Source organism: Neisseria gonorrhoeae, from assembly GCF_003315235.1.
Lineage (GTDB): Bacteria > Pseudomonadota > Gammaproteobacteria > Burkholderiales > Neisseriaceae > Neisseria > Neisseria gonorrhoeae.
This window is the reverse complement of record NZ_QNRU01000032.1, coordinates 1-22,809: the sequence shown is the minus strand read 5'-3', so window position 1 is coordinate 22,809 and position 22,809 is coordinate 1. Positions and strand designations below refer to the sequence as shown.

At 54.7% G+C, this 22,809-nt stretch carries 22 protein-coding genes and 8 pseudogenes; 12 read left to right on the top strand and 18 right to left on the bottom strand.

What is annotated here, in order from left to right; translation table 11 throughout:
• The 12 genes and pseudogenes from DFR77_RS10660 to gmhB form a co-directional block, all read right to left on the bottom strand.
• Window positions 1–177 (bottom strand): annotated as a pseudogene (locus DFR77_RS10660) (pilin); the annotation flags it as partial.
• 380 nt (window positions 178–557) lie between these two features.
• Window positions 558–1,013: pseudogene (locus DFR77_RS10650) on the bottom strand (pilin); the annotation flags it as partial.
• Window positions 1,014–1,106: 93 nt separating this feature from the next.
• Window positions 1,107–1,499 (bottom strand): annotated as a pseudogene (locus DFR77_RS10645) (pilin); the annotation flags it as partial.
• Window positions 1,481–1,891: pseudogene (locus DFR77_RS10640) on the bottom strand (pilin); the annotation flags it as partial. The pseudogenes DFR77_RS10645 and DFR77_RS10640, both read right to left, overlap by 19 nt.
• 161 nt (window positions 1,892–2,052) lie before the next feature.
• Window positions 2,053–2,433: pseudogene (locus DFR77_RS10635) on the bottom strand (pilin); the annotation flags it as partial.
• A gap of 130 nt (window positions 2,434–2,563) precedes the next feature.
• A pseudogene (locus tag DFR77_RS10630) lies at window positions 2,564–3,004 on the bottom strand (pilin); the annotation flags it as partial.
• A 526-nt stretch (window positions 3,005–3,530) separates the two neighbouring features.
• A complete protein-coding gene (locus DFR77_RS14450; protein WP_048596244.1) occupies window positions 3,531–4,211 on the bottom strand; it encodes a pilin in 681 nt (226 codons plus the stop codon).
• On the bottom strand, window positions 4,177–4,494 hold the full coding sequence (locus tag DFR77_RS10615) for a pilin (protein WP_003697861.1): 318 nt from the start codon (window positions 4,492–4,494) through the stop codon (window positions 4,177–4,179). The genes DFR77_RS14450 and DFR77_RS10615 overlap by 35 nt, the downstream gene beginning before the upstream one ends.
• A gap of 372 nt (window positions 4,495–4,866) precedes the next feature.
• Window positions 4,867–4,998 (bottom strand): hypothetical protein, encoded by a 132-nt coding sequence (locus DFR77_RS13475; RefSeq protein ID WP_010356054.1) that lies wholly within the window; start codon window positions 4,996–4,998, stop codon window positions 4,867–4,869.
• A gap of 81 nt (window positions 4,999–5,079) precedes the next feature.
• A complete protein-coding gene (locus tag DFR77_RS10600; protein ID WP_003692339.1) occupies window positions 5,080–5,769 on the bottom strand; it encodes a YgjP family zinc-dependent metalloprotease in 690 nt (229 codons plus the stop codon).
• On the bottom strand, window positions 5,766–6,509 hold the full coding sequence (locus DFR77_RS10595) for a lysophospholipid acyltransferase family protein (RefSeq protein ID WP_047949555.1): 744 nt from the start codon (window positions 6,507–6,509) through the stop codon (window positions 5,766–5,768). Before DFR77_RS10595 ends, DFR77_RS10600 begins: the two co-directional genes overlap by 4 nt.
• Before the next feature lie 29 nt (window positions 6,510–6,538).
• Window positions 6,539–7,102: a D-glycero-beta-D-manno-heptose 1,7-bisphosphate 7-phosphatase gene (gene gmhB, locus DFR77_RS10590; RefSeq protein WP_003687015.1), complete on the bottom strand. Its 564-nt coding sequence runs from the start codon at window positions 7,100–7,102 to the stop codon at window positions 6,539–6,541.
• A gap of 142 nt (window positions 7,103–7,244) precedes the next feature.
• Here gmhB and DFR77_RS10585 point away from each other — a divergent pair, with 142 nt between their 5' ends.
• A complete protein-coding gene (locus DFR77_RS10585) occupies window positions 7,245–8,897 on the top strand; it encodes an LTA synthase family protein (RefSeq protein ID WP_050162946.1) in 1,653 nt (550 codons plus the stop codon).
• 66 nt (window positions 8,898–8,963) lie between these two features.
• On the opposite strand, the pseudogene DFR77_RS14210 reads toward DFR77_RS10585, so the two are convergent.
• From DFR77_RS14210 to DFR77_RS10575, 3 genes and pseudogenes are all read right to left on the bottom strand, one after another.
• Window positions 8,964–9,422, bottom strand: a pseudogene (locus DFR77_RS14210) (glycosyltransferase family 4 protein); the annotation flags it as partial.
• Complete coding sequence (locus tag DFR77_RS10580) at window positions 9,320–10,018, bottom strand: glycosyltransferase family 4 protein (RefSeq protein ID WP_025455756.1); 699 nt, start codon at window positions 10,016–10,018, stop codon at window positions 9,320–9,322. The gene DFR77_RS10580 and the pseudogene DFR77_RS14210, both read right to left, overlap by 103 nt.
• Window positions 10,019–10,169: 151 nt before the next feature.
• Entirely contained in the window at window positions 10,170–11,411 is a 1,242-nt protein-coding gene (locus DFR77_RS10575) for an aromatic amino acid transporter (protein WP_003692346.1), read from the bottom strand.
• A 147-nt stretch (window positions 11,412–11,558) separates the two neighbouring features.
• On the opposite strand from DFR77_RS10575, the gene ubiG reads away from it, so the two are divergent.
• Window positions 11,559–12,287, top strand: a complete 729-nt coding sequence (gene ubiG / locus DFR77_RS10570; RefSeq protein WP_003687021.1) for a bifunctional 2-polyprenyl-6-hydroxyphenol methylase/3-demethylubiquinol 3-O-methyltransferase UbiG — start codon at window positions 11,559–11,561, stop codon at window positions 12,285–12,287.
• A 36-nt stretch (window positions 12,288–12,323) separates the two neighbouring features.
• A complete protein-coding gene (thrB, locus tag DFR77_RS10565; protein WP_047926119.1) occupies window positions 12,324–13,241 on the top strand; it encodes a homoserine kinase in 918 nt (305 codons plus the stop codon).
• Between the two features lie 185 nt (window positions 13,242–13,426).
• On the opposite strand, the gene DFR77_RS10555 is transcribed toward thrB, so the two are convergent.
• Both DFR77_RS10555 and DFR77_RS10550 read right to left on the bottom strand, forming a co-directional pair.
• Window positions 13,427–13,945 (bottom strand): gluconokinase, GntK/IdnK-type, encoded by a 519-nt coding sequence (locus DFR77_RS10555; protein ID WP_003687025.1) that lies wholly within the window; start codon window positions 13,943–13,945, stop codon window positions 13,427–13,429.
• 19 nt (window positions 13,946–13,964) lie between these two features.
• On the bottom strand, window positions 13,965–15,350 hold the full coding sequence (locus DFR77_RS10550; protein ID WP_113852129.1) for a GntP family permease: 1,386 nt from the start codon (window positions 15,348–15,350) through the stop codon (window positions 13,965–13,967).
• Window positions 15,351–15,740: 390 nt separating this feature from the next.
• On the opposite strand from DFR77_RS10550, the gene DFR77_RS10545 reads away from it, so the two are divergent.
• The 8 genes from DFR77_RS10545 (at window position 15,741) to coaD (ending at window position 21,305) form a co-directional block, all read left to right on the top strand.
• On the top strand, window positions 15,741–17,282 hold the full coding sequence (locus tag DFR77_RS10545) for an ABC transporter permease (protein ID WP_010356090.1): 1,542 nt from the start codon (window positions 15,741–15,743) through the stop codon (window positions 17,280–17,282).
• 28 nt (window positions 17,283–17,310) lie between these two features.
• Window positions 17,311–17,910, top strand: a complete 600-nt coding sequence (locus DFR77_RS10540) for a beta-class carbonic anhydrase (RefSeq protein WP_003687033.1) — start codon at window positions 17,311–17,313, stop codon at window positions 17,908–17,910.
• Window positions 17,907–18,512 (top strand): nicotinate-nucleotide adenylyltransferase, encoded by a 606-nt coding sequence (nadD, locus tag DFR77_RS10535; RefSeq protein ID WP_003692355.1) that lies wholly within the window; start codon window positions 17,907–17,909, stop codon window positions 18,510–18,512. Before DFR77_RS10540 ends, nadD begins: the two co-directional genes overlap by 4 nt.
• 58 nt (window positions 18,513–18,570) lie before the next feature.
• Window positions 18,571–18,957, top strand: coding sequence for a ribosome silencing factor (gene rsfS / locus DFR77_RS10530; protein ID WP_003687037.1), 387 nt, complete (start codon window positions 18,571–18,573; stop codon window positions 18,955–18,957).
• 52 nt (window positions 18,958–19,009) lie between these two features.
• Window positions 19,010–19,480: a 23S rRNA (pseudouridine(1915)-N(3))-methyltransferase RlmH gene (gene rlmH / locus DFR77_RS10525; RefSeq protein ID WP_003687038.1), complete on the top strand. Its 471-nt coding sequence runs from the start codon at window positions 19,010–19,012 to the stop codon at window positions 19,478–19,480.
• Between the two features lie 73 nt (window positions 19,481–19,553).
• Window positions 19,554–19,820: an oxidative damage protection protein gene (locus tag DFR77_RS10520; protein WP_002214948.1), complete on the top strand. Its 267-nt coding sequence runs from the start codon at window positions 19,554–19,556 to the stop codon at window positions 19,818–19,820.
• A 156-nt stretch (window positions 19,821–19,976) separates the two neighbouring features.
• A complete protein-coding gene (locus tag DFR77_RS10515; RefSeq protein WP_003687040.1) occupies window positions 19,977–20,660 on the top strand; it encodes a Bax inhibitor-1/YccA family protein in 684 nt (227 codons plus the stop codon).
• A 129-nt stretch (window positions 20,661–20,789) separates the two neighbouring features.
• On the top strand, window positions 20,790–21,305 hold the full coding sequence (coaD, locus tag DFR77_RS10510) for a pantetheine-phosphate adenylyltransferase (RefSeq protein WP_003692360.1): 516 nt from the start codon (window positions 20,790–20,792) through the stop codon (window positions 21,303–21,305).
• Between the two features lie 138 nt (window positions 21,306–21,443).
• Here the strand turns inward: coaD and DFR77_RS10505 are convergent, their stop codons facing one another.
• The gene (locus tag DFR77_RS10505; RefSeq protein ID WP_113852128.1) at window positions 21,444–22,751 is read right to left on the bottom strand and encodes a YadA-like family protein; all 1,308 of its coding nucleotides are present in this window, start codon (window positions 22,749–22,751) and stop codon (window positions 21,444–21,446) included.
• Between DFR77_RS10505 and DFR77_RS10500 the strand changes: the two are divergent.
• A pseudogene (locus DFR77_RS10500) lies at window positions 22,721–22,809 on the top strand (IS1595 family transposase); the annotation flags it as partial. The gene DFR77_RS10505 and the pseudogene DFR77_RS10500 sit on opposite strands and share 31 nt — an antisense overlap.

Below are 22,809 nucleotides of genomic sequence, written 5' to 3'. Positions count from 1 at the left end.
AACGACGCCGTTTTTAACTTCAACCTCTTTAACATATTTGCCTTTGATTGATGAAGAAGATGCCACGCCGGCAGAAGTGTTGTTTTCCGGCCATTTGCCGTGATTCAGGTAATATTCGGTAACGGCTGATTTTTGACCTTCGGCCAAAAGGATGGCTTCGGAAACTTGCGCGCGGGCGGGAATCCGGGTCTGTCGGTACGGAAACTTATCGGGTAAAACGGTTTCTTTAGATTTTGCGTTCCGGATTCCCGCTTTCGCGGGAATGACGGGATTAAAGTTTCAAAATTTATTCTAAATAACTGAAACTCAACGAACTGGATTCCCGCTTTCGCGGGAATGACGAATTTTAGGTTTCTGTTTTTGGTTTTCTGTCCTTGTGGGAATCTTGTGGGAATGATGAAATTTTGAGTTTTAGGAATTTATCGGGAGCAACAGAAACCGCTCCGCCGTCATTCCCGCGCAGGCGGGAATCCCGACCGATCGGCGCAGAAACTTATCGGGAAAACGGTTTCTTTAGATTTTGCGTTCCGGATTCCCACTTTTGTGGGAATGACGGTTTAGGTATTTTTATAGAAAGCCGTAGGTGGTGTTTCTATGCAAACGGCAGTTGATTTATCGCGGCAGGTTGACGGCAGGTGCTTGGTGTCGATTTTGCCTTTGCCGCCGTTGTCGGTGCCGGCGTCGTCGGTAACGTCGTCGGCGTCTTTGGCTTTGGCGCGCGTAACCGGCTGTCCGCAGAACCATTTTACCGAACCGTTTTCACGCCTGCCCCACAGGGAGAGTCTTTTGCCTTGGATTTCTTTGTTTACGCCGCTTGGTTTCATTTGGGCGGTAACGACGCCTTTTGCGACCGTAACGCTTTGAACATATTTGCCTTTGATGTCGGAGGGGGTGGATGCCACGCCGGCAGAAGTGTTGTTTTCCGGCCATGTGCCGTGATTCAGGTAATATTCGGTAACGGCTGATTTTTGACCTTCGGCCAAAAGGATGGCTTCGGAAACTTGCGCGCAGGCGGGAATCCAGCCTTGTCAGTGCGGAAACTTATCGGGTAAAACGGTTTCTTTAGATTTTGCGTTCCGGATTCCCGCTTTTGTGGGAATGACGGTTTAGGTATTTTTATAGAAAGCCGTAGGTGGTGTTTCTATGCAAACGGCAGATGAAGCGTCGCGGCAGGTTGACGGCAGGTGCTTGGTTTCGATTTCGTTGCCGTTGCCGTCTTTGGCGACGTCGTCGGTGCCGGCTTTGGCGGCGGTGTCGTCGCGCTGAACCGGCTGTCCGCAGAACCATTTTACCGAACCGGCTTGACGCTTGGCCCACAGGGAGAGTCTTTTGCCTTTGATTTCTTTGTTTACGCCGTCTGATTTCATTTCGGCGGTAACGACGCCGTTTTTAACTTCAACCTCTTTAACATATTTGCCTTTGATTGATGAAGAAGATGCCACGCCGGCAGAAGTGTTGTTTTCCGGCCATTCGCCGTTATTCAGGTAATACCCGGCAACGATGATTCATCGCGGCAGGTTGACGGCAGGTGCTTGGTGTTGATGTTGTCGGTGTCGGGGGTGGCGGCGGTAACGTCGTCGTTGGCGGCGTTGTCGGCGCGCGTAACCGGCTGTCCGCAGAACCATTTTACCGAACCGTCTTGACGCTTGGCCCACAGGGAGAGTCTTTTGCCTTTGATTTCTTTGTTTACGCCGTCTGATTTCATTTCGGCGGTAACGACGCCGTTTTTAACTTCAACCTCTTTAACATATTTGCCTTTGATTGATGAAGAAGATGCCACGCCGGCAGAAGTGTTGTTTTCCGGCCATTCGCCGTTATTCAGGTAATACTCGGTAACGGCTGATTTTTGACCTTCGGCCAAAAGGATGGCTTCGGAAACTTGCGCGCGGGCGGGAATCCAGCCTTGTCGGCACGGAAACTTATCGGATAAAACGGTTTCTTCAGATTTTACGTCCTAGATTCCCGCTTTCGCGGGAATGACGGGATGTAGGTTCGTGGGAATGACGGTTTAGGTATTTTTATAGAAAGCCGTAGGTGGTGTTTCGTGCAAACGGCAGATGATTCATCGCGGCAGGTTGACGGCAGGTGCTTGGTGTCGATTTTGGTGCCGGCGGTGTCGTCGGCTTTGACGTCGTCTTTGTCTTTGGCGTCGCGCTGAACCGGCTGTCCGCAGAACCATTTTACCGAACCGGCTTCACGCCTGGCCCACAGGGAGAGTCTTTTGCCTTGGATTTCTTTGTTTACGCCGCTTGGTTTCATTTGGGCGGTAACGACGCCTTTTGCGACCGTAACGCTTTCAACATATTTGCCTTTGATGTCGGAGGGGGTGGATGCCACGCCGGCAGAAGTGTTGTCTTTCGGCCATTCGCCGTGATTCAGGTAATACTCGGTAACGGCTGATTTTTGACCTTCGGCCAAAAGGATGGCTTCGTCATTCCCGCGCAGGCGGGAATCCGGGTCTGTCGGTACGGAAACTTATCGGGAAAACGGTTTCTTTAGATTTTACGTCCTGGATTCCCACTTTCGCGGGAATGACGGGATGTAGGTTCGTGGGAATGACGGCTTAGGTATTTTTATAGAAAGCCGTAGGTGGTGTTTCTATGCAAACGGCAGATGATTTATCGCGGCAGGTTGACGGCAGGTGCTTGGTGTTGATGTTGTCGGTGCCGTCGGCTTTGGCGACGTCGTCGTTGGCGGCGTTGTCGCCGCGCGTAACCGGCTGTCCGCAGAACCATTTTACCGAACCGTTTTCACGCCTGCCCCACAGGGAGAGTCTTTTGCCTTTGATTTCTTTGTTTACGCCGGTTGAATTCATTGTGGCGGTAACGACGCCGTTTGCGACTTTAACTTCCTTAACATATTTGCCTTTGATGTCGGTGGCGGAGGATGCCACGCCGGCAGCGCCGTTGTCGGCGGGCCATTTGCCGTTATTCAGGTAATACTCGGTAACGGCTGATTTTTGACCTTCGGCCAAAAGGATGGCTTCGGAAACTTGCGCGCGGGCGGGAATCCGGGTCTGTCGGCACGGAAACTTATCGGGAAAACGGTTTCTTTAGATTTTACGTCCTAGATTCCCGCTTTCGCGGGAATGACGGGATTAAAGTTTCAAAATTTATTCTAAATAACTGAAATTCAACGAACTGGATTCCCGCTTTTGCGGGAATGACGAATTTTAGGTTTCTGTTTTTGGTTTTCTGTCCTTGTAGGAATGATGAAATTTTAAGTTTTAGGAATTTATCGGGAGCAACAGAAACCGCTCCGCCGTCATTCCCGCGCGGGCGGGAGTCCGGACCGCTTGTTCGGCAAATGAGTGGGCGGATTGCGCGCCTGTCAGATAAAAACCGTGTTTAAACGGGTGGCAATGAGGTACATGCAGGGCCTTGAAGCGCAATCGATATATTATTTCCACCGGAACGGACGACCCCGCCCGCCTTGCAAACCCTTAAAAGACAAGCCGCCCGGGTTGATCCGGGCGGCCGTGGAAAATCACTTACCGCTTGATTTATTTGAAATTTAAGGCCTAATTTGCCTCATTTGGCATCAGATGATTCATCGCGGCAGGTTGACGGCAGGTGCTTGGTTTCGATGGCGTCTTTGGCGTCGGCGGTAACGGCGTCTTTGGCGGCGTCGTCGGTGCGCGTAACCGGCTGTCCGCAGAACCATTTTACCGAACCGTTTTCACGCTTGGCCCACAGGGAGAGTCTTTTGTCTTTGATTTCTTTGTTTACGTTGCTTGAATTCATTGTGGCGGTGACGACGCCGTTTTCGACTTTAACTTCCTTAACATATTTGCCTTTGATTGATGAAGAAGATGCCACGCCGGCCTTGTCGTTGTCTTCCGGCCATTTGCCGTGATTCAGGTAATATTCGGGTGTTTTTGTGCAACCGGCAGATGATTTATCGCGGCAGGTTGACGGCAGGTGCTTGGTTTCGATTTTGTCGTTGCCGGTGACGTCTTTGACGGCGTCGTCGGTGACGGCTTTGTCGCGCGTAACCGGCTGTCCGCAGAACCATTTTACCGAACCGGCTTGACGCTTGGCCCACAGGGAGAGTTTTTTGCCTTGGATTTCTTTGTTTACGCCGTCTGATTTCATTTTGGCGGTAACGACGCCGTTTGTGACCGTAACGCTTTCAACATATTTGCCTATGATTGATGAAGAAGATGCCACGCCGGCATCACCGTTGTTTTCCGGCCATTTGCCGTGATTCAGGTAATATTCGGTAACGGCTGATTTTTTGGAAGTGTTTGAAATCGGCGCGTGGTGTTTCTATGCAACCGGCAGATGATTCATCGCGGCAGGTTGACGGCAGGTGCTTGGTTTCGATTTTGGTGCCGTTGGCGCCGTCGGTGCCGTCGGCGGTGACGGCGTCGGCGTTGTTGCTTTCGCGCTTAACCGGCTGTCCGCAGAACCATTTTACCGAACCGTCTTGACGCTTGGCCCACAGGGAGAGTTTTTTGCCTTTGATTTCTTTGTTTACGCCGGTTGAAGCCATAACGATACCGCCGAAAACGGTATTCGGACGGCTTGATTTGAGTTTTGGTATTTTTGCCCGACGGGGTGGAAAATACAGTTGCTACGGCTCGATGAATCGTCAGAAATACCCGAACCGTCATTCCCGCGCAGGCGGGAATCTAGGACGTGGAATCTAAGAAACCGTTTTATCCGATAAGTTTCCGCACCGACAAAACCAAATTCCCGCCTGCGCGGGAATGACGGCGGCGTATTCGGTAGAGTTGGCGGATTTGGCAGGCCTCAACCCATCCTACAATCCACCCTGCCCGCCTTTTACGAATCCGCCGCCATCCAGGAAAACGCAAAAAAAATGCCGTCCGAAAACCTTTCGGACGGTATTTTCGCGGGCAAATCAGTAGAAGACTTCGCGCCAGCTTAAGCGTTTCATACCGCACGTCGGATCGGGCGGGTTTCGGAAGGGCGGTGTGAAATGAAACGGTGCGGACGGCGCGGATGCCGCCATCCTGCCCCGAACCGGCGGCAAAGCGTCATCGCGGTTTGAATCGGGCGGGCGCGTGCCTGTTCCGGCACGGATGCCGTCTGAAAGCGTCGGCCCGGGGCTGCGTCAGCCCAAGGCGAAAAGCTCCCTGCCGTGGATTTTGATCCACTGTTTTGCTTCGGGCGTGTAGGGGGCGAAGCGGCGGGTCAGTTCCCAAAAGGCGGGGCTGTGGTCGGGATGGGCGAGGTGGCAGAGTTCGTGTATGCAGACATAGTCGGCAACGTATTCGGGTGCGCCGACCAGCCGCCGGTTGAGGCGTATGCCTGTGGTTTTGCGGCACACGCCCCAGAAGGTTTTGGCGGAGGTCAGCGAGGAGGAGGCGGGGAACAGTTGCGTGGCGCGGGCGTGGTGTTCGAGACGGGGAATCAGGTAACTGTGCGCCTGCCGTTCCAAAAAGTCCCGCAGCAGCGCAAGCTGTTTTTCGGGCGCGCCTTCGGGGACGAGGATTTCAGACGGCATCAGCAGGATTTGCGTGTCTTGATGGGCGGTAAGGGCAAGCTGCCTGCCGTGGAACCAGATATGTTCGGGCAGTCGGTTTGCCGTATTGTGCGCCGGTGTTTTCGCCAGTGTTCGCCGCAGGACGGCTTCGTTTTCATACAGCCAGCGGTTGAGGGCGGAGACGGAGAAGCAGGGTGGGACGCTGATGCGGACGGTATGTGCGCCGATAGGGCGGATAATCAGGTTTTTCTTGGCACGGCGGTTGATTTCGACGGTCAGTTCTATGCCGTCTGAAAGGGTGTGAATCAGGGAGGTCATGCGGTTTCAGACGGCATTTCGGCGGCAAACGGGCCTGCGCCGGAAATAAGCGGTTGTTGCGTTTCAATGAGGTGTTCGCATTTTTCCATCAATTCGGCTTCGCTGCCGCTTGCGTGCGGGATGGTCGGACAGATGATGACGGTGATTTCCCCCGGATATTTCAGAAAGGAATTTTTCGGCCAAAATTCGCCGCTGTTGAGGGCGACGGGGACGATGTCCATCTCAAACATTTTCGCCATGCGCGCGCCGCCGAGTTTGTATTTGCCGCGTTTTCCGGGCGCAAGGCGCGTGCCTTCGGGGAAAATGGTAATCCAATAACCTTCGTTTTTGCGCGCCAAACCCTGCTTCATCAGCTGCTCGTTGGCTTCGCGGCGGTTGTTGCGGTCTATGCCTATGGTTTTGACCAGTTTCAAGCCCCAGCCGAAAAAGGGGATTTTGAACAACTCGCGCTTGGCAACGTAAACCTGCGGCGGAAAAATCTCTTGGAGCGCGAGCGTTTCCCAGCCGCTTTGGTGTTTGGCGCAGATGACGGAGGGGCGGTCCGGAATGTGTTCCGCGCCGATGATGCGGTATTTGAGCCCGACGATGTGTTTGAGCGACCAGTTGAGGATGCCGACCCAGACCCGCGCCATCTTGTGCGCCCCGTCCCGGAAAGGCGAGGCGAGCAGCATAAAGGGAAAGAGGAAAATCAGGCTGGAACAGAGTATCAGCCAGTAAATCAGGTTGCGGATGATGAGCATGGTTTTGCCTTGTCGGAAATGCGGTATGTTCAGTCGGCTTGCGGTGCGGCGTTTTCCTGCATGATGTATTGTGAGAAATCGAGCAGGGTATCGAAAACCTGTGTGTGTCCGGGCAATTCGTGTCCGTGTTGGGAGAGCGTTTTTTTGCCTTTTCCGGTCAGAACCAGCGCGGGTTTTCCGCCGACGGCATCGATTGCCTGCAAATCGCGCAGGCTGTCGCCGACCAGCCAAGTTTCCGAAGCTTGGGCGTTGAAGCGTTCGAGGATGTCTTCAATCATGCCCGGTTTGGGCTTGCGGCAGTTGCAGCCGTCGGCGCCGGTATGCGGGCAGAACCAGATGCCGTCGATTTCCCCGCCTGCCTGACGGATGAGGCGGTGCATTTTGGCATGCATTTCGGTGAGGTCTTGAACGGTAAAATATTTGCGGCCGATGCCGGATTGGTTGGTGGCGACGGCAACGGTGCAGCCTGCCTGCGTCAGGAATGCCACCGCATCCATGCTGCCTTCGACAGGTATCCACTCGTCAACGGATTTGACGAAGTCGTCGCGGTCCCGGTTGATGACGCCGTCGCGGTCGAGAATGATGAGTTTCATCACGGTTCCTTTGGGTTGGGCGGGTTCGGGGATGGCATTATACTGAAATATCGGTGGAAATGCGCCTGTGCTGCATTATAATGCATGCTTTCGATAATAATTCGCAACGGCACAGGTATGCCGTTTTGAGGAGTGGGGCGGGATGGTTGCCTATGCTTTCCTATTTTTGTTTGTAACGGCGGCGGTGCTGCTGATTGTCAGGTCGCACTACCGCTGGACGTATTTTTTCGCGTCGGCGCTGTTTGTCTTTTTGGCGGGCGGTATGCTGATGTTGACGGCGCAGTGGCAGCGCGCCTTGAATTTCGCTTCGGTCTGGTTTGTGGTGCTGATACTGTTCCACAGGCTGAAAATCCATTATTACAAACAGCCGCTGTTGATTTCCGACTTTTTGCTGATTGCCGACTGGCGGAATTGGGAAACGCTGTTTCATTATAAGGAAGCGGTTATCGGTATGGCGGGGCTGCTGGCTTTGGCGGCATATGCGGTTTTCGGCTGGAGCGGTGCGGATTCTTTGGGTATGCCGTGGCGTTGGGCGGGCGCGGTTCTGTTTGCGGCGGCGTTCGTGTCGGTGCGGCATTTTTCCAAGCACCCCGGCGCGGTAAAGACGTGGCTGGACTCGCTGCCGGACGACGGGCGCGACGTGTTTTTGAACCTGCCGATGTCCTGTCGGGCGGTGTTTTTCCAAGTACCCGTGTTCGAGGGCGACGGGGAAGCGTTTGCCAGGCAGATGCCGTCTGAAACCCAGCCGTACGGCATGTCGGATGAAAAGCCCGATATTGTCGTTACCCTGATGGAATCGACGCTCGATCCGCACTGTTTCGATTTTGCCGCCGCCAAAATTCCCGATTTGAAAATGTTCGGACGGCAGGAAGATACTGTATTTTCCTCACCTTTGCGCGTGCATACTTTCGGCGGCGCAACGTGGAAGTCCGAATTTGCGTTTTTGGCGGGTGTTCCGTCCACAGATTTCGGCGCGTTGGCAAGCGGCGTGTTTTATTCGGTCGTACCGCATTTGCAGACCGGTTTTGTCCGCAACCTGCGCGAACACGGTTATTTTTGCGTGGCGCTCTCGCCGTTTACCAAGGGCAACTACAATGCCAAGGCAGCATATGACCATTTCGGCTTTAATCTGATGTTCCAGCCGCAAGATTTGGGCTATCCCGCGCCGATGGGCAAAAACCTGTGGCACATTTCCAGTGAGGAAATGATGCAGTATGCGCGGATGATTCTCGAAAAACGCCATCCCGATTTGGAAAACGTGCGGCAGCCGATGTTCGTATATGTGCTGACCATGAAGGAGCACGGGCCGTATCGGACGGATACCGACAATGTGTTTGATTTGGATGCGCCCGATTTGAATGCGAAAACCGTATCCGCGCTTAACGACTACATCGGGCGCATTGCCGATTTGGACAAAGCGGTGGAAAGTTTCGACCGTTATCTGCACGAACGCGGCAAACCCTTTGTTTTCGGTTATTTCGGCGATCATCAGGTACCGTTTGAGGGCGTGTCCGTCAGGAAGAAATGGGATTACGCTCAGCCGGATTATGTAACGCAGTTTGCCGTCAGGAGCAATATTGCCGGCGGATTCGTACAGCGGCAGGATTTCCTCGACCTTGCCTTTGCAGGCGGCGTACTGATGGAGGCGGCTGGTTTGGAAGCCAAAGACGGCTTCATGCGTGCGAATATGGCGATGCGCGGTTTGTGCGGCGGAGGGTTGGAAGACTGCCCGAACCGGGAGTTGGTCGGAAATTACCGCAACTATCTGTACGACGTTTTGAAAATTGCCCGTTAGCTTTTTGCCGCACGGCTGCAACGGTTGCGAAAATGCCGTCTGAAAACCCGTTCAGACGGCATTTTGTTATACGGATGCCAGCATGTCGGTCAGTCGGTCGATGTGGTGCGACAGGGACGGGTTGTAGTTCAGCGCCCGCATCGGGTCGGACAGGCGGTGTCCGCCCTGTTTTTTAAGGCTGACGGCCCGGGCAACGGCTTGCGCGAGGGTTTCCGGGTTTTGTCGTGAGAAAAAGAATCCGGCTTCTTCGTTCATGACCTCTGTACATGCCATGTTTTCGGAGAGGACGACGCGTGTGCCGCATAGGGCGGATTCGACACCGACCAGCCCGAAGGGTTCGTACAGGGATGCCATAATGGTAAAGTCGGCGGCGCGGTAGAGTTCGGGCATATCGGTGCAGAAGCCCAGTCCGACGACGTTTTTTATCGGGCGGGGAAGCGGTGAACCGGCAACGGCGAGCTTGACGGGCAGTTCGGTTTGTTCGAAAAAGTCGGCGAGCAGTTCCAGGCCTTTGCGCGTGTGGCCGGTCGATGGGAATAGGAAAACGGTTTCATGGTCGGCAAAACCGTATTTGGCGCGCAGGGCGGCAGTTTCTCTAGGTTGTGGAAAGAAGCGTTCCGTATCTGCGGGGGGGGGGCGACTTGGATTCTTTCGGGGGGAACGCCGTATAGTCCGACCAGTTCGCGCCGCATCATATGGGAATGCGCCACAATCAGTTTGGCGGTGGCGTAGTTGCTGCGGTTGCGGCGTATGGCGAGGCGGTCGAGCAGGTTCGGTTTTTGCGCCATATGGTGCAGGTAGCCCAAGTGCGTGCCGCCGCAGATGAGGAGGTCGGCGTAATCGGCGTGGTGGCAGGCAATCAGTTTGGCGGCACTGTTTTTTCTGGTTTGAGCGAGCCGGCTTGAAAAGAGGAACGAGCGTAGTTTTTTCAGCGTCCGGCGTTGATCGACAAGATGGGGTTCGATCATGGCGTATTCGGGAATGCCGTGATCAAATTTCGTCGCATAAACGGCCGGTGTGATGTTTTGTCTGTTCAGACCCTTTACCAAATCCAATGTGTAGCGTTCCGTGCCGCCGCCGTGTTTGAAGTTGTTGGTTGCAATGTCTATTTTGAGCTTCATCATTGTTCCTTTATGGTTGCGTCCCGCGCCTGTCGGGGCGGGATTTGTGCGTGAGGGGGTAGGGTAATGCGCTGTGTGCCGGAATACGGTTGCCGTTTGTTGCGGCAATGCCGCCTGAAGCCGCCGGCGGGTTTCAAACGGCATTTTGCCTTTATCCTTTAAATGCGGGGACGAGTTCCATTTGGCTCAATACCTGTGCGGCGATGTTGGCGATGCCGAAAAGGAAGACCCAAACCATCAGCCACAAGCCGCCGTAAACTTTATAGGTTTTGCCTGCGCCGAATTTTTGGCGCGAACGGTAGAGCAGCATGGCGGGGATGATGCCTGTCCAGACGGTTGCCGCCAGGCCGACGCAGCCGATGGCGGTAACGAAGCCGGTGGGGAAGAGCAGGCAGGAAATCAGGGGCGGCAGGAAGGTCAGCGCGGCGGTTTTGGTGCGGCCGGACATGCTGTCGTTCCATTTGAAGATGTCGGCGATGTAGTCGAACAGGCCTAAGGTTACGCCTAAAAACGAGGTGGCGATTGCCATGTAGGAAAATAGGGACAATATTTTATCCATATTGCCGGTTTGGGCGAATTTGGACAGGGTTTCAATCAGGACGGAGACTTGCCCTTCGGCGGCAATCACGGGGGCGAACTCGTTGCGCGGCAGGTTGCCTTGGATGGCGGTTTGCCAGAGGACGTAAATTACCAAGGCAACCAACGTACCTGCCCAGATGGATTTCGCCACTTTGGGCGCGTCGCCTTTAAAGTATTTGAGCAGGCTGGAAACGTTGCCGTGGAAGCCGAAGGAAGCGAGGCAGACGGGCAGGGCGGTGGCGGCGTAAATCCAGTAGCCGGTGCCGGCGGGGGCTTGTGTGTCGAAGAGGACGGACGGTTTGGCATCGGCAACCAGGCCGCCGGTTGCCCAAATAAAGGTTAATACCATGCCGCCGATGAGGACGCCGGTAAAGCGGTCGACCAAGCGTGCGGATGCCCATACGCAAAAGGCGAGGATGCCGAAGAAGACGAGTTGTCCGACGGTGAGCGAAATTTTGCCGCCTACTGCGCTGCCGATGCCTTTGGCGGTCAGGTCGCCGCCGACGAAGATGTAGGCGTAGGTGAGCAGGTATAAAACGAAGGCGACGGCGATGCCGTTGATGATGTTCCAGCCGCGTCCGAGCAGGTCTTTGACCATGGTGTCGAAACTTGCGCCGCGGGGGTAGTGGGTGTTGACTTCCAAAATCATCAGGCCGCCGGAGAGCATGGAAAACCAAGTGTAAAGCAACACAATCAGCGAGCCTGTAAACCATACGCCGGAGGTGGCGGTGGGGTTGGCGAGCATACCTGCGCCGATGACCGTACCGGCGATAATCATCGCGCCGCCGAAGAGCGACGGAGTTTTGGCGGACATATAAGCCTCCTCGGGAAAAACAGCCTGCATTATGCCGTAAAGTGTAAGGGTTTGTAAGGTATTTGCGCCGCGCCGCCCGAAAAGGCTTTCAGACGGCATTGCGTCCCATAGTATAATCTTGGGTTTTTGAGTGGGGCGGTTCGTCAGATGGGAGGGAAAATGTCCGACAAAAAATATAATGTCGATGAGGGAGAAATCGCCAAGTTCAGCCGGATTGCCGACAAATGGTGGGACAAGTCGGGCGAGTTCAAAACCTTGCACGACATCAATCCGCTGCGGCTGGATTATATCGACGGACACGCGGATTTGCGCGGCAAACGGGTTTTAGATGTAGGCTGTGGCGGCGGCATCCTCGCGGAAAGCATGGCGCGGCGCGGCGCGGCGTTTGTCAAAGGTATCGACATGGCGGAGCAGTCGTTGGAAACCGCCCGCCTGCACGCGGCTTTGAACAATGTCGCCGATATCGAATACGAATGTGTCCGCGTGGAAGACCTTGCCGGGGCGGAACCGCACTCGTTCGATGTGGTAACGTGCATGGAAATGATGGAACACGTCCCCGATCCCGCCGCCATCGTGCGTGCCTGTGCCAAGCTGGTCAGGCCGGACGGCATGGTGTTTTTTTCCACCATCAATAAAAACCCGAAATCGTACCTGCATCTGATTGTGGCGGCGGAATATCTGTTGAAGTTTGTCCCCAAAGGTACGCACGACTGGAAAAAATTCATCTCGCCTGCCGAGCTGGCGCGGATGTGCCGTCAGGCGGGCTTGGATGTGGCGGATACGAAGGGTATGACTTACCATGTGTTGTCGCAAACTTATGCCCTGTGCGATTCGACCGATGTGAATTATATGTTTGCCTGCCGTCCGGCGTTCTGACGGCGGGTTTGCCCGTTTTTGAGCAAGTGAGTTGATATGTCTGTCTATACCAGTGTTTCCGATGATCAAATGCGCGGCTTCCTGAGCGGTTACGATTTGGGGGAATTTGTTTCCCTGCAGGGCATTGCGCAGGGGATTACCAACAGCAATTATTTTCTGACGACGACTTCGGGACGTTATGTGCTGACCGTGTTTGAAGTGTTGAAACAGGAAGAGCTGCCGTTTTTTCTGGAGCTTAACCGGCATTTGAGTATGAAGGGCGTGGCGGTTGCCGCGCCGGTTGCGCGCAAAGACGGCCGGCTCGATTCCGTTTTGGCGGGCAAGCCGGCCTGCCTGGTTGCCTGCCTGAAAGGTTCGGATACCGCGCTGCCGACGGCTGAGCAGTGTTTCCATACCGGTGCGATGTTGGCGAAAATGCACCTTGCCGCCGCCGATTTCCCTTTGGAAATGGAAAACCCGCGTTACGATGCGTGGTGGACGGAAGCGTGCGCCCGGCTGCTGCCCGTCCTGTCGCAAGACGATGCCGCGCTGCTGTGTTCCGAAATCGATGCGCTGAAGGACAATCTCGGCAACCATCTGCCTTCGGGCATCATCCACGCCGACCTGTTTAAAGACAATGTGTTGCTTGACGGCGGTCAGGTATCGGGCTTCATCGATTTCTATTATGCCTGCCGGGGCAATTTTATGTATGACTTGGCGATTGCGGTCAACGATTGGGCAAGGACGGCGGACAATAAGTTGGATGAGGCGTTGAAAAAGGCGTTTGTCGGCGGTTATGAGGGCGTGCGCCCCTTGAGTGCCGGAGAAAAGGCGTATTTCCCGACCGCCCAGCGCGCCGGCTGCATCCGTTTTTGGGTGTCGCGCCTGTTGGATTTTCATTTTCCGCAGGCGGGCGAGATGACGTTTATCAAAGACCCGAACGCGTTCCGCAACCTGCTGTTGAGTTTGGATTGAGTGCGTCCGGCGTTTGACAGAAATGCCGTCTGAAAGGGTTTCGGACGGCATTTTTATGGCTGATTAAAACGAAAATGAGACGATAGCCGGGTATTTTCCATTTTAAATCAATGTAATTCATTCTGTTCCCGATGTTTATGCCGTCTGAAACCCATCCTGTGCCGGGCTTCAGACGGCATATTGCTTCAAAGCAGGTTTTCCGAGGCAACCCAGTTCAGAATATCGGCTTCGACCGCTTCGGGCGTGCCGGGGTTGGCGATTTTGACCCCGTATTCGCCTTCGCCCAGTTCCTCGAGGATTTCCAGTTGCGAATCGAGCATCCCTGCTTTCATGTAGTGCCCTTTGCGCGACATCATGCGTTCGAGGTTGATGTCTTGCGGCGGACTGAGGTGGATGAAGGCGGCTTTGCCTTCGGCTCCGCGCAGAATGTCGCGGTAGCCGCGTTTGAGGGCGGAACAGGTTACGATGGTGTGGTCCGCGCCGTTTTGCGCCTGTTGCGTCATCCAGTCGCGCAGATTGCCCAACCACGGATAGCGGTCTTCATCGGTCAGCGGAATACCCGCGCCCATCTTGTCGCGGTTGGCTTGGGTGTGGAACTCGTCGCCTTCGGCATAGGGACATTGACCGAGGTGTTTCTGCAGGGACGGCGCGGCGGTGGTCTTGCCGCAGCCGCATACGCCCATAACGACAAAATGCGTAGTCATTTACTATCCTTTCCGTCTGTCAGACGATGGCAAACAGCAGTGCGGACAAGGCAAAGCCGATGAGTGCGATGAGGGTTTGGTTGACCGTCCAGGTTTTCAGCGTGGTCGGTACGTCCATATCCAAGAGGCGGCCGACCAGCCAGAAGCCGGAGTCGTTGAAGTGGCTGCAACCGACCGAACCTGCCGCCGTTGCCAATACGATACAGGCGAGCTGCCAGTCGGTAAAGCCGGCGGCGGCAACGGCAGGAGCCATCAGCGCGGCGGCTGTGGTCAGGGCGACGGTTGCCGAACCTTGCGCGATACGCAGTGCCAAGGCGGCAAGGAAGCAGCCCAAAAGGACGGGAATGCCCAAATCCGCCATGCTGTCGGCGAGTGCCTTGCCGATGCCGGAAGCGCGCAAAACGCCGCCGAACATACCGCCCGCGCCGGTAATCAGAATCACGGGACAGACGGGGGCGAGTGCGCCGTCCACGGTTTTTTCCAACGCGCTGCCGCTTTCGCCGCGTTTGCGTCCCAAGACCAACAGTGCGGCCAATACGGAAATCAAAAGGGCGACAGGTGTCGAACCGATCATTTTTGCCGTCTGAACCCAAGTTTCGTCCGCACTTACGAGTTTTTCGCTGATGAGGGCCGATACGCCGGTATTCAGGAAAATCAGCAGCATGGGAATCAGCATGACGGCGACGACCGTTCCTGCTTTGGCAGGTTCTTTCGGCGGGTCGCTGTCTCGCGTGCCGCCGCTGAGCAGTTCGGGAACGGGAACATGGATGGCGCGCCCCAACACTTTGCCGAGCATATAGCCGCTGAAATACCATGTGATGAAGGCGGTCGGCAGACCCAAAATCAAAACCTGGCCGATGTTCGCGCCGTAAAATTCGGAAGCGGCAATCGGGCCCGGATGGGGCGGCAGGAAGACGTGCATGACGGAAAATGCGCCGACGGAGGCAAGCGCGAAGGGCAGTACGTCCTGTTTCATGCGCCGTGCGGTGGCGAATACGATGGGCAGCATGACGATCAGTCCGGCATCGAAGAAAATCGGGAAGCCGAAAATCAGCGAGGCAACGCCCGGCGCGAACGGTGCGCGTTTTTCGCCGAACATCCGGATCAGCGCGTCCGCCAGCGACTGTGCGCCGCCGGATGTTTCTACCAAACGTCCGAGCATTGCGCCCAGACCGACCAGAAGCGCCACGCCGCCGAGCGTGCCGCCGAAGTTTTTGACCAGTACGTCGTTGACGATGCTGCCTGTGGGCAAACCGGTTGCCAAAGCCGTCAGCAGGCTGGCGATGACCAGTGTCAGCAGCGCGCGGATGCGGAATTTGACGATTAAAATCAGAATGAGGATGATTGCCGCCGCCGAAATGCCCAACAAGGTTTGCGCGGACAGCGTCTGTGTCCGGCCGTCCATTTGTAAAGCCTTTCTCTGTAATAAAAGTACAAAATTGTCAGGTTTTTTTAAGTTGTGCGAAAACGATAGCACAAATCGGGCGGTAAGTTGTTTGTCTGAAGTTATATTCCTGTTTATTTGAACGATTTATAGTGGATTAACAAAAACCGGTACGGCGTTGCCCCGCCCCGGCTCAAAGGGAACGGTTCCCTAAGGCGCTGAAGCACCGGGCGAACCGGTTCCGTACTATTTGTACTGCCTGCGGCCCGCCGCCTTGTCCTGATTTTTGTTAATCCGCTATATTTCAGACGGCGGGAGGAAGGCGGATACGGTACGTAGTCGGATTGAAATATACGGTATGTGGGGCTTTTGGGTACAATCGCAACATCAGTGTTTCAAGTGGGGAAGGCGATGGATGGACGGCGTTGGGCGGTACGGGGTGCTTTTTCCCTGCTGCCTTCGGCTTTTTTGGCGGTAATGGTCGTTGCGCCTTTGTGGGCGGTGGCGGCGTATGACGGTTTGGCGTGGCGCGCGGTGCTGTCGGATGCCTATATGTTCAAACGTTTGGCGTGGACGGTGTTTCAGGCGGCGGCAACCTGTGTGCTGGTGCTGCCTTTGGGCGTGCCTGTCGCGTGGGTGCTGGCGCGGCTGGCGTTCCCGGGGCGGGCTTTGGTGCTGCGCCTGCTGATGCTGCCGTTTGTGATGCCGACGCTGGTGGCGGGCGTGGGCGTGCTGGCTCTGTTCGGGGCGGACGGGCTGTTGTGGCGCGGCCGGCAGGATACGCCGTATCTGTTGTTGTACGGCAATGTGTTTTTTAACCTGCCCGTGTTGGTCAGGGCGGCGTATCAGGGGTTTGCTCAAGTGCCTGCGGCACGGCTTCAGACGGCACGGACGTTGGGCGCGGGGGCGTGGCGGCGGTTTTGGGACATTGAAATGCCCGTTTTGCGCCCGTGGCTTGCCGGCGGCGTGTGCCTTGTCTTCCTGTATTGTTTTTCGGGGTTCGGGTTGGCATTGCTGCTGGGCGGCAGCCGTTATGCCACGGTCGAAGTGGAAATTTACCAGTTGGTTATGTTCGAACTCGATATGGCGGGGGCTTCGGCGCTGGTGTGGCTGGTGTTGGGGGTAACGGCGGCGGCAGGGTTGCTGTATGCGTGGTTCGGCAGGCGCGCGGTTTCGGATAAGGCGGTTTCCCCCGTGATGCCGTCGCCGCCGCAATCGGTGGGGGAATATGTATTGCTGGCATTTTCGGTGGCGGTGTTGTCCGTGTGCTGCCTGTTTCCTTTGTCGGCAATTGTTGTGAAAGCGTGGTCGGCCGGCGAATCGCGGCGTGTGTTAATGGAAAGTGAAACGTGGCAGGCAGTGTGGAATACTTTGCGCTTTTCGGCGGCGGCGGTGTTTGCGGCGGCGGTTTTGGGTGTGGTGTATGCGGCGGCGGCGCGGCGGCTGGTGTGGATGCGCGGACTGGTGTTTTTACCGTTTATGGTGTCGCCGGTTTGTGTTTCGGCGGGCGTGCTGCTGCTTTATCCGGGGTGGACGGCTTCGTTACCGCTGCTGCTGGCGATGTATGCGCTGCTGGCGTATCCGTTTGTGGCAAAAGATGTTTTATCGGCCTGGGATGCACTGCCGCCGGATTACGGCAGGGCGGCGGCAGGTTTGGGCGCAAACGGCTTTCAGACGGCATGCCGTATCACGTTCCCCCTCTTGAAACCGGCGTTGCGGCGCGGTCTGACTTTGGCGGCGGCGACGTGTGTGGGCGAATTTGCGGCAACCTTGTTCCTGTCGCGTCCGGAATGGCAGACGTTGACGACTTTGATTTATGCCTATTTGGGGCGTGCGGGTGAGGACAATTATGCGCGGGCAATGGTGTTGACATTGCTGTTGTCGGCATTTGCGGTGTGCATTTTCCTGCTGTTGGACAACGGCGAAGGCGGAAAACGGACGGAAACGTTATAATGCGAACCCTTTTTCAGAGGACGGCAAAATGAGCGAGTTGAGCGAAATCCTTTCCTATAATCAGAAGTTTGTCGAGTCGGGAGGATATGAAAAATACTTTACCGACAAATACCCCGAACGCGGGCTGGCGGTTTTGTCCTGTATGGATGCGCGGATTATCGGGCTGCTGCCCGACGCGTTGGGTTTGAAAAACGGCGATGCCAAGCTGATTAAAAATGCCGGCGCGCTGGTTACGCACCCGTGGGGTTCGGTGATGCGGAGCCTTTTGGTTGCCGTGTTTGAATTGAAGGTCAGAGAGATTATGGTCATCGCCCATCACGATTGCGGTATGCAGGGGCTGAATGCCGAAGAATTCCTCGGGCGCGTCCGGGAAAGCCGGATTCCCGAAGACCGTATCGAAACCCTGCGTTATGCAGGTGTCGACCTCGACGGCTGGCTGACCGGTTTCGACAACGTCGAAGACAGCGTGCGCCACACGGTGGACCTTATCCGCAACCATCCGCTGATGCCGCGCCATATCGCCGTTCACGGACTGGTCATCCATCCCGTTACCGGCAAACTGACGCTGGTTGTGGACGGCAGTGTTTCAGACGGCATGGACTTATCGGAAGGAATGGAAACATCATGAAGAAAATCGGACTGTTCGGCGGCACTTTCGACCCGATACACAACGGGCATTTTCATATCGCCCGTGCCTTTGCCGACGAAATCGGGTTGGACGCGGTTGTTTTCCTGCCGGCAGGCGGCCCGTATCACAAAGACGCCGCCTCCGCTTCCGCCGCCGACCGCCTTGCCATGGTCGAACTGGCGACGGCAGAAGACGCGCGTTTTGCCGTCAGCGACTGCGACATCGTCCGAGAAAGTGCAACCTACACCTTCGACACCGTCCAAATCTTCCGCCAGCAGTTCCCGTCCGCGCAACTTTGGTGGCTGATGGGCAGCGACAGCCTGCTGAAGCTGCATACTTGGAAAAAATGGCAGTTGCTCGTGCGCGAAACCAATATCGCCGTCGCCATGCGGCAGGGCGACAGCCTGCACCAAACCCCGCGCGAACTGCACGCGTGGCTGGGCAATGCCCTTCAGGACGGCAGCGTCCGCATCTTGTCAGCCCCGATGCATAATGTGTCGTCAACGGAAATCCGCCGCAACCTGAGTGCCGCCGGTGTTTCAGACGGCATCCCGCCTGCCGCCGCCCGTTATATCCGAAAACACGGTTTGTATGAAAAATAAAGTCAAATCAGTAAGGAACGGCTATAATGCCGTCTGAAAACATCCCGTTAGGAAAACAATGAACGAACAAGAACTGCAAGACCTGCAAAAAATGGTCGGGGTCGCCGTCAATGCCCTCGAAGACATCAAAGCCAAAGACATTTCCGTTCTCGAAACGCAAGACAAAACTTCGCTGTTTGCCAGAATGATTATCGCCAGCGGCGACAGTACGCGCCAAGTCAAAGCACTGGCCAACAACGTTGCCGTCGATTTGAAAGAAGCCGGTTTTGAAATCCTCAGTACCGAAGGAGACAGCGGCGAATGGACGTTGGTTGATGCAGGAGACCTCGTCGTCCACGTCATGCTCCCTGCCGTGCGCGACTTCTACGACATTGACACCATCTGGGGCGGCGAGAAACCGAGTTTCCACGCCGGAATGCAGAAGCCGTGGCACGCTGCAGACTGATTCCCGATACCGTCTGAATATTCATACGGCATTTCCTGTAAGGGGGAAAGCATTGAACATTACCGTCTTGGCAGTCGGCACCAAAATGCCGCGTTGGGTTGATGAGGCCGTCGCCGAATACGCCAAACGCTTCGGACGCGACGCCGCCTACGCATTCAAAGAAATCAAACCCGAAAAACGCGGCGCGGGCGTGAATGCCGTCCAAGGTATGGCGGCGGAAGAAAAACGCATCCTTGAAGCCATTCCGCAAGGCGCGTTCCTCGTCGTTCTTGACGAACGCGGCAAAGCACCGACCTCCGTCGAGCTGGCGGAACACCTCAAAAGCTGGCGGCAAAACGGCGAACACGTCTGCTTCGTCATCGGCGGCGCGGACGGCATGACCGACCGCCTCAAACAACAAGCCCGCATGATGATGCGCCTGTCCAGCCTCACCCTGCCGCACGGCATGGTGCGCGTCCTTCTGACCGAGCAGCTCTACCGGGCCGTTTCCATCCTGCACAACCATCCTTATCATCGGGAATAAAAAGGCTTTTGTCTGTACCCCCTAATCGGTTAAAATCGCCCCGTTATTTCTGAACACAGCAAAGGAATCCGCTATGGCACGAATGGTATTCTGCGTCAAGCTCAACAAAGAAGCCGAAGGCATGAAATTTCCGCCGCTGCCCAACGAATTGGGCAAACGCATTTTTGAAAACGTATCGCAAGAAGCATGGGCGGCGTGGACGCGCCACCAAACCATGCTGATTAACGAAAACCGCTTAAGCCTTGCCGATCCGCGCGCGCGCGAATACCTGGCTCAGCAGATGGAGCAGTATTTCTTCGGCGACGGCGCGGATGCCGTGCAGGGATACGTTCCGCAATAACGGTTTTCCGTTTTGAACACAGGCTGTCCGAAACTGCTTCAGACGGCCTTTAAAATACGCCGGACAACTTTATCTTCACGCAACCGGACAAATTTTGACATTGGGCAATGTTAAAATCCCCCGTTATTTCCAACCGCGCTTTCAGGAGCAGATGATATGCAACACGACGTTTACGACTACACCGCGCATACGGTTTCTAAAAACACCGTCCTGCAGAAAACCTACCGCCTGCTCGGATTTTCATTCATTCCGGCAGCCGCAGGCGCGGCACTTGCCGCCAATGCCGGTTTCAATTTTTACGCCGCCTTCGGTTCGCGCTGGATAGGATTTGCCGTCGTATTGGCGTTTTTCTACGGTATGATCCACTTCATCGAAAAAAACCGTTACAGCAATACCGGCGTTACCCTGCTGATGGTATTCACATTCGGTATGGGCGTATTGATCGGCCCCGTGCTGCAATACGCACTCCATATTGCCGACGGTGCGAAAATCGTCGGCATTGCCGCCGCGATGACCGCCGCCGTCTTTTTAACGATGTCCGCATTGGCACGCCGAACCCGGCTCGATATGAACGCGCTCGGACGCTTCCTGACCGTAGGTGCGGTCATTCTGATGGTCGCCGTGGTTGCCAATCTGTTTTTGGGTATTCCCGCACTCGCCCTGACCATTTCCGCCGGTTTTGTCTTGTTCAGTTCCTTAATGATTATGTGGCAGGTACGCACCGTCATCGACGGCGGCGAAGACAGTTACATCAGCGCGGCACTGACACTGTTTATCTCGCTTTACAACATCTTCAGCAGCCTGCTCAACATCCTGCTGTCCTTAAACGGCGACGACTGATGTAGGCGAAACACCATGCAAACCATGCCGTCTGAAAGCACTTATTTTCAGACGGCATTTTGTTTTGGGCATACAATACGGATGCAAACACATAAAAACACAGCCGGCTATGAAGCCGGGAGGAATCAAATGTTACCGAATACACCGCGCCGCGCCGTTTATGCCGGCAGTTTCGATCCGCCCACATTGGGGCATCTGTGGATGATACGGCAGGCGCAATCTATGTTTGACGAACTCATCGTCGCCATCGGCATCAATCCCGACAAACGCAACACCTATACCGTCGCTGAAAGGCAGGATATGTTGTGCGCCATTACCGACAACTTCCCAAACGTCAGAATTGAAGTGTTTCAAAACCGGTTTTTGGTGCATTACGCCCGTGAGGTAGATGCGGGATTCATCGTGCGCGGCATCCGTTCCACCTCTGATTATGAATACGAACGCTCCATGCGCCATATCAACAGCGACCTCGCACCCGAAATATCTACCGTATTCCTCATGCCGCCGCGCGAAATCGCCGAAGTGTCGTCCACTATGATCAAAGGACTGGTCGGGCCCGAGGGCTGGATGGAAACCGTCAAAAGATATGTGCCGCCGGCCGTGTACCAAAAAATGATTGCAGAACATCACAACAACAATGCCTGACAGAAAGTTCCTGTCAGGCATATTCGGGTTCAAACCCGTTTGAGGTATTGGTTACAATTTATTGTATATTATCAACGGTTTGAAAATTATGCACTTTATCATTGGCGATATACTCAATAAACCGTTATCGCCACAAGGCTACATAGCATTCAGACGTGCTTCTAATTTCTCCAATCGTGGCTTTAATTGACGATTATCTTGCATCAACTGTTCCATAAGCACCTTATCACTTGTAGCCGGAACACCTTGGCTCGTTCCAAATTTCCAAGTCAAGCCTACATTCATCATATGTCCCGTCTTATTGCCGCCTAAGGTTCCGCCTACTTTTACCATAAAGCGGTCATTGACGAAATGGGACAATCCTAATGCCATAGCTTGACGTCCTTTGTATGTGCCGAAACCGACCATAAACTGCGTAGGATTGTTTGCATCATAGGATAATGGAGTCAGAGCCGATAGGGCTGCACTACTCGCTGCCACACCACGCACTTCGCTGCGTACTGAAAATAGCTCAGCCATATTTTGTCCTTGCATCGCTTTCGACTGGCGTACATTGACGGCATCAAAATCATTGACACCATCATCAACACCTACAATTTTTCTATAGGAAAGTTCTGTAGATTGTGGTGTTTCTTTATAGGCAACAGAGACGACATTATTCTCACTAGCTACTGAACCATAACCCGGTGCCACAGAATTGCTCACACCATCTTTTATTTCACTACGAGATCCTAAACTCACAGAATGATTTCCGTTTGCCCTTGCATATCGGCCAATGACAAGTGAGTTTTCCTTAGTCGCTTCAGCCTTATTCCCCACAGCCACCGCAAAATCTGCCTCTGCCTTAGATTGGTTACCGAGACCTACGCCGCCTTGCCCCTTTGCCTTGCTTTCATTACCCACGGCGGTACTAAAATCACCGGCAGCTTCTGATTCTACGCCAAGTGCCATTCCATTTTGCTTCGTTGCTTTTGCTTGTTTTCCCAAAGCGATGGCGCCACCTTTGCCAGCCTCTGCTTGATACCCGACGGCAATAGCGTCCGCATAATATGCCGGTCCATCTAACAGTGTGTTCGTTGTTTTGCCCCCTGCTTTGGCTTCTTTACCAATCGCAATACCACGTTCTGCATTTACCTTTGCCTCAGAACCTACCACAACCCTTTGTTTAGCTTTGTTCTTTACCGTTGCTTTAGAACCTACTGCAACCCCTTGATCTGCTTCCGGTTTTACTTGCCTTGAATCGCCAATTACAACACTGCCTTCTGCACTGGCAACAGAAGCATAGCCTGCAGCATAGGATTTATTTCCACTGGCAACAGAATTATAGCCCGACGCATAGGAATACTCTCCACTGGCAGTAGAACTAGATCCTAATGCTACTGCATATTTCTTGGGTCTGTACCAGATTAGCAGATATGTTACCCTCGAAATATGAAGATAACACACTGCAAATTAAAGAAAGAAGTACAGAAAGAACCGCTCCGTTCTTTTGTACCGGAAGTTA

Bases quoted from the DNA above. Each gene is read 5' to 3' on its own strand.
- DFR77_RS10615 (WP_003697861.1), bottom strand. From the start codon at position 4,494: ATGGCTTCAACCGGCGTAAACAAAGAAATCAAAGGCAAAAAACTCTCC.
- DFR77_RS10600 (WP_003692339.1), bottom strand. From the start codon at position 5,769: ATGACCTCCCTGATTCACACCCTTTCAGACGGCATAGAACTGACCGTC.
- DFR77_RS10595 (WP_047949555.1), bottom strand. From the start codon at position 6,509: ATGCTCATCATCCGCAACCTGATTTACTGGCTGATACTCTGTTCCAGC.
- gmhB (WP_003687015.1), bottom strand. From the start codon at position 7,102: ATGAAACTCATCATTCTCGACCGCGACGGCGTCATCAACCGGGACCGC.
- DFR77_RS10585 (WP_050162946.1), top strand. From the start codon at position 7,245: ATGGTTGCCTATGCTTTCCTATTTTTGTTTGTAACGGCGGCGGTGCTG.
- DFR77_RS10580 (WP_025455756.1), bottom strand. From the start codon at position 10,018: ATGAAGCTCAAAATAGACATTGCAACCAACAACTTCAAACACGGCGGC.
- DFR77_RS10575 (WP_003692346.1), bottom strand. From the start codon at position 11,411: ATGTCCGCCAAAACTCCGTCGCTCTTCGGCGGCGCGATGATTATCGCC.
- ubiG (WP_003687021.1), top strand. From the start codon at position 11,559: ATGGGAGGGAAAATGTCCGACAAAAAATATAATGTCGATGAGGGAGAA.
- thrB (WP_047926119.1), top strand. From the start codon at position 12,324: ATGTCTGTCTATACCAGTGTTTCCGATGATCAAATGCGCGGCTTCCTG.
- DFR77_RS10555 (WP_003687025.1), bottom strand. From the start codon at position 13,945: ATGACTACGCATTTTGTCGTTATGGGCGTATGCGGCTGCGGCAAGACC.
- DFR77_RS10550 (WP_113852129.1), bottom strand. From the start codon at position 15,350: ATGGACGGCCGGACACAGACGCTGTCCGCGCAAACCTTGTTGGGCATT.
- DFR77_RS10545 (WP_010356090.1), top strand. From the start codon at position 15,741: ATGGATGGACGGCGTTGGGCGGTACGGGGTGCTTTTTCCCTGCTGCCT.
- DFR77_RS10540 (WP_003687033.1), top strand. From the start codon at position 17,311: ATGAGCGAGTTGAGCGAAATCCTTTCCTATAATCAGAAGTTTGTCGAG.
- nadD (WP_003692355.1), top strand. From the start codon at position 17,907: ATGAAGAAAATCGGACTGTTCGGCGGCACTTTCGACCCGATACACAAC.
- rsfS (WP_003687037.1), top strand. From the start codon at position 18,571: ATGAACGAACAAGAACTGCAAGACCTGCAAAAAATGGTCGGGGTCGCC.
- DFR77_RS10520 (WP_002214948.1), top strand. From the start codon at position 19,554: ATGGCACGAATGGTATTCTGCGTCAAGCTCAACAAAGAAGCCGAAGGC.
- DFR77_RS10515 (WP_003687040.1), top strand. From the start codon at position 19,977: ATGCAACACGACGTTTACGACTACACCGCGCATACGGTTTCTAAAAAC.
- coaD (WP_003692360.1), top strand. From the start codon at position 20,790: ATGTTACCGAATACACCGCGCCGCGCCGTTTATGCCGGCAGTTTCGAT.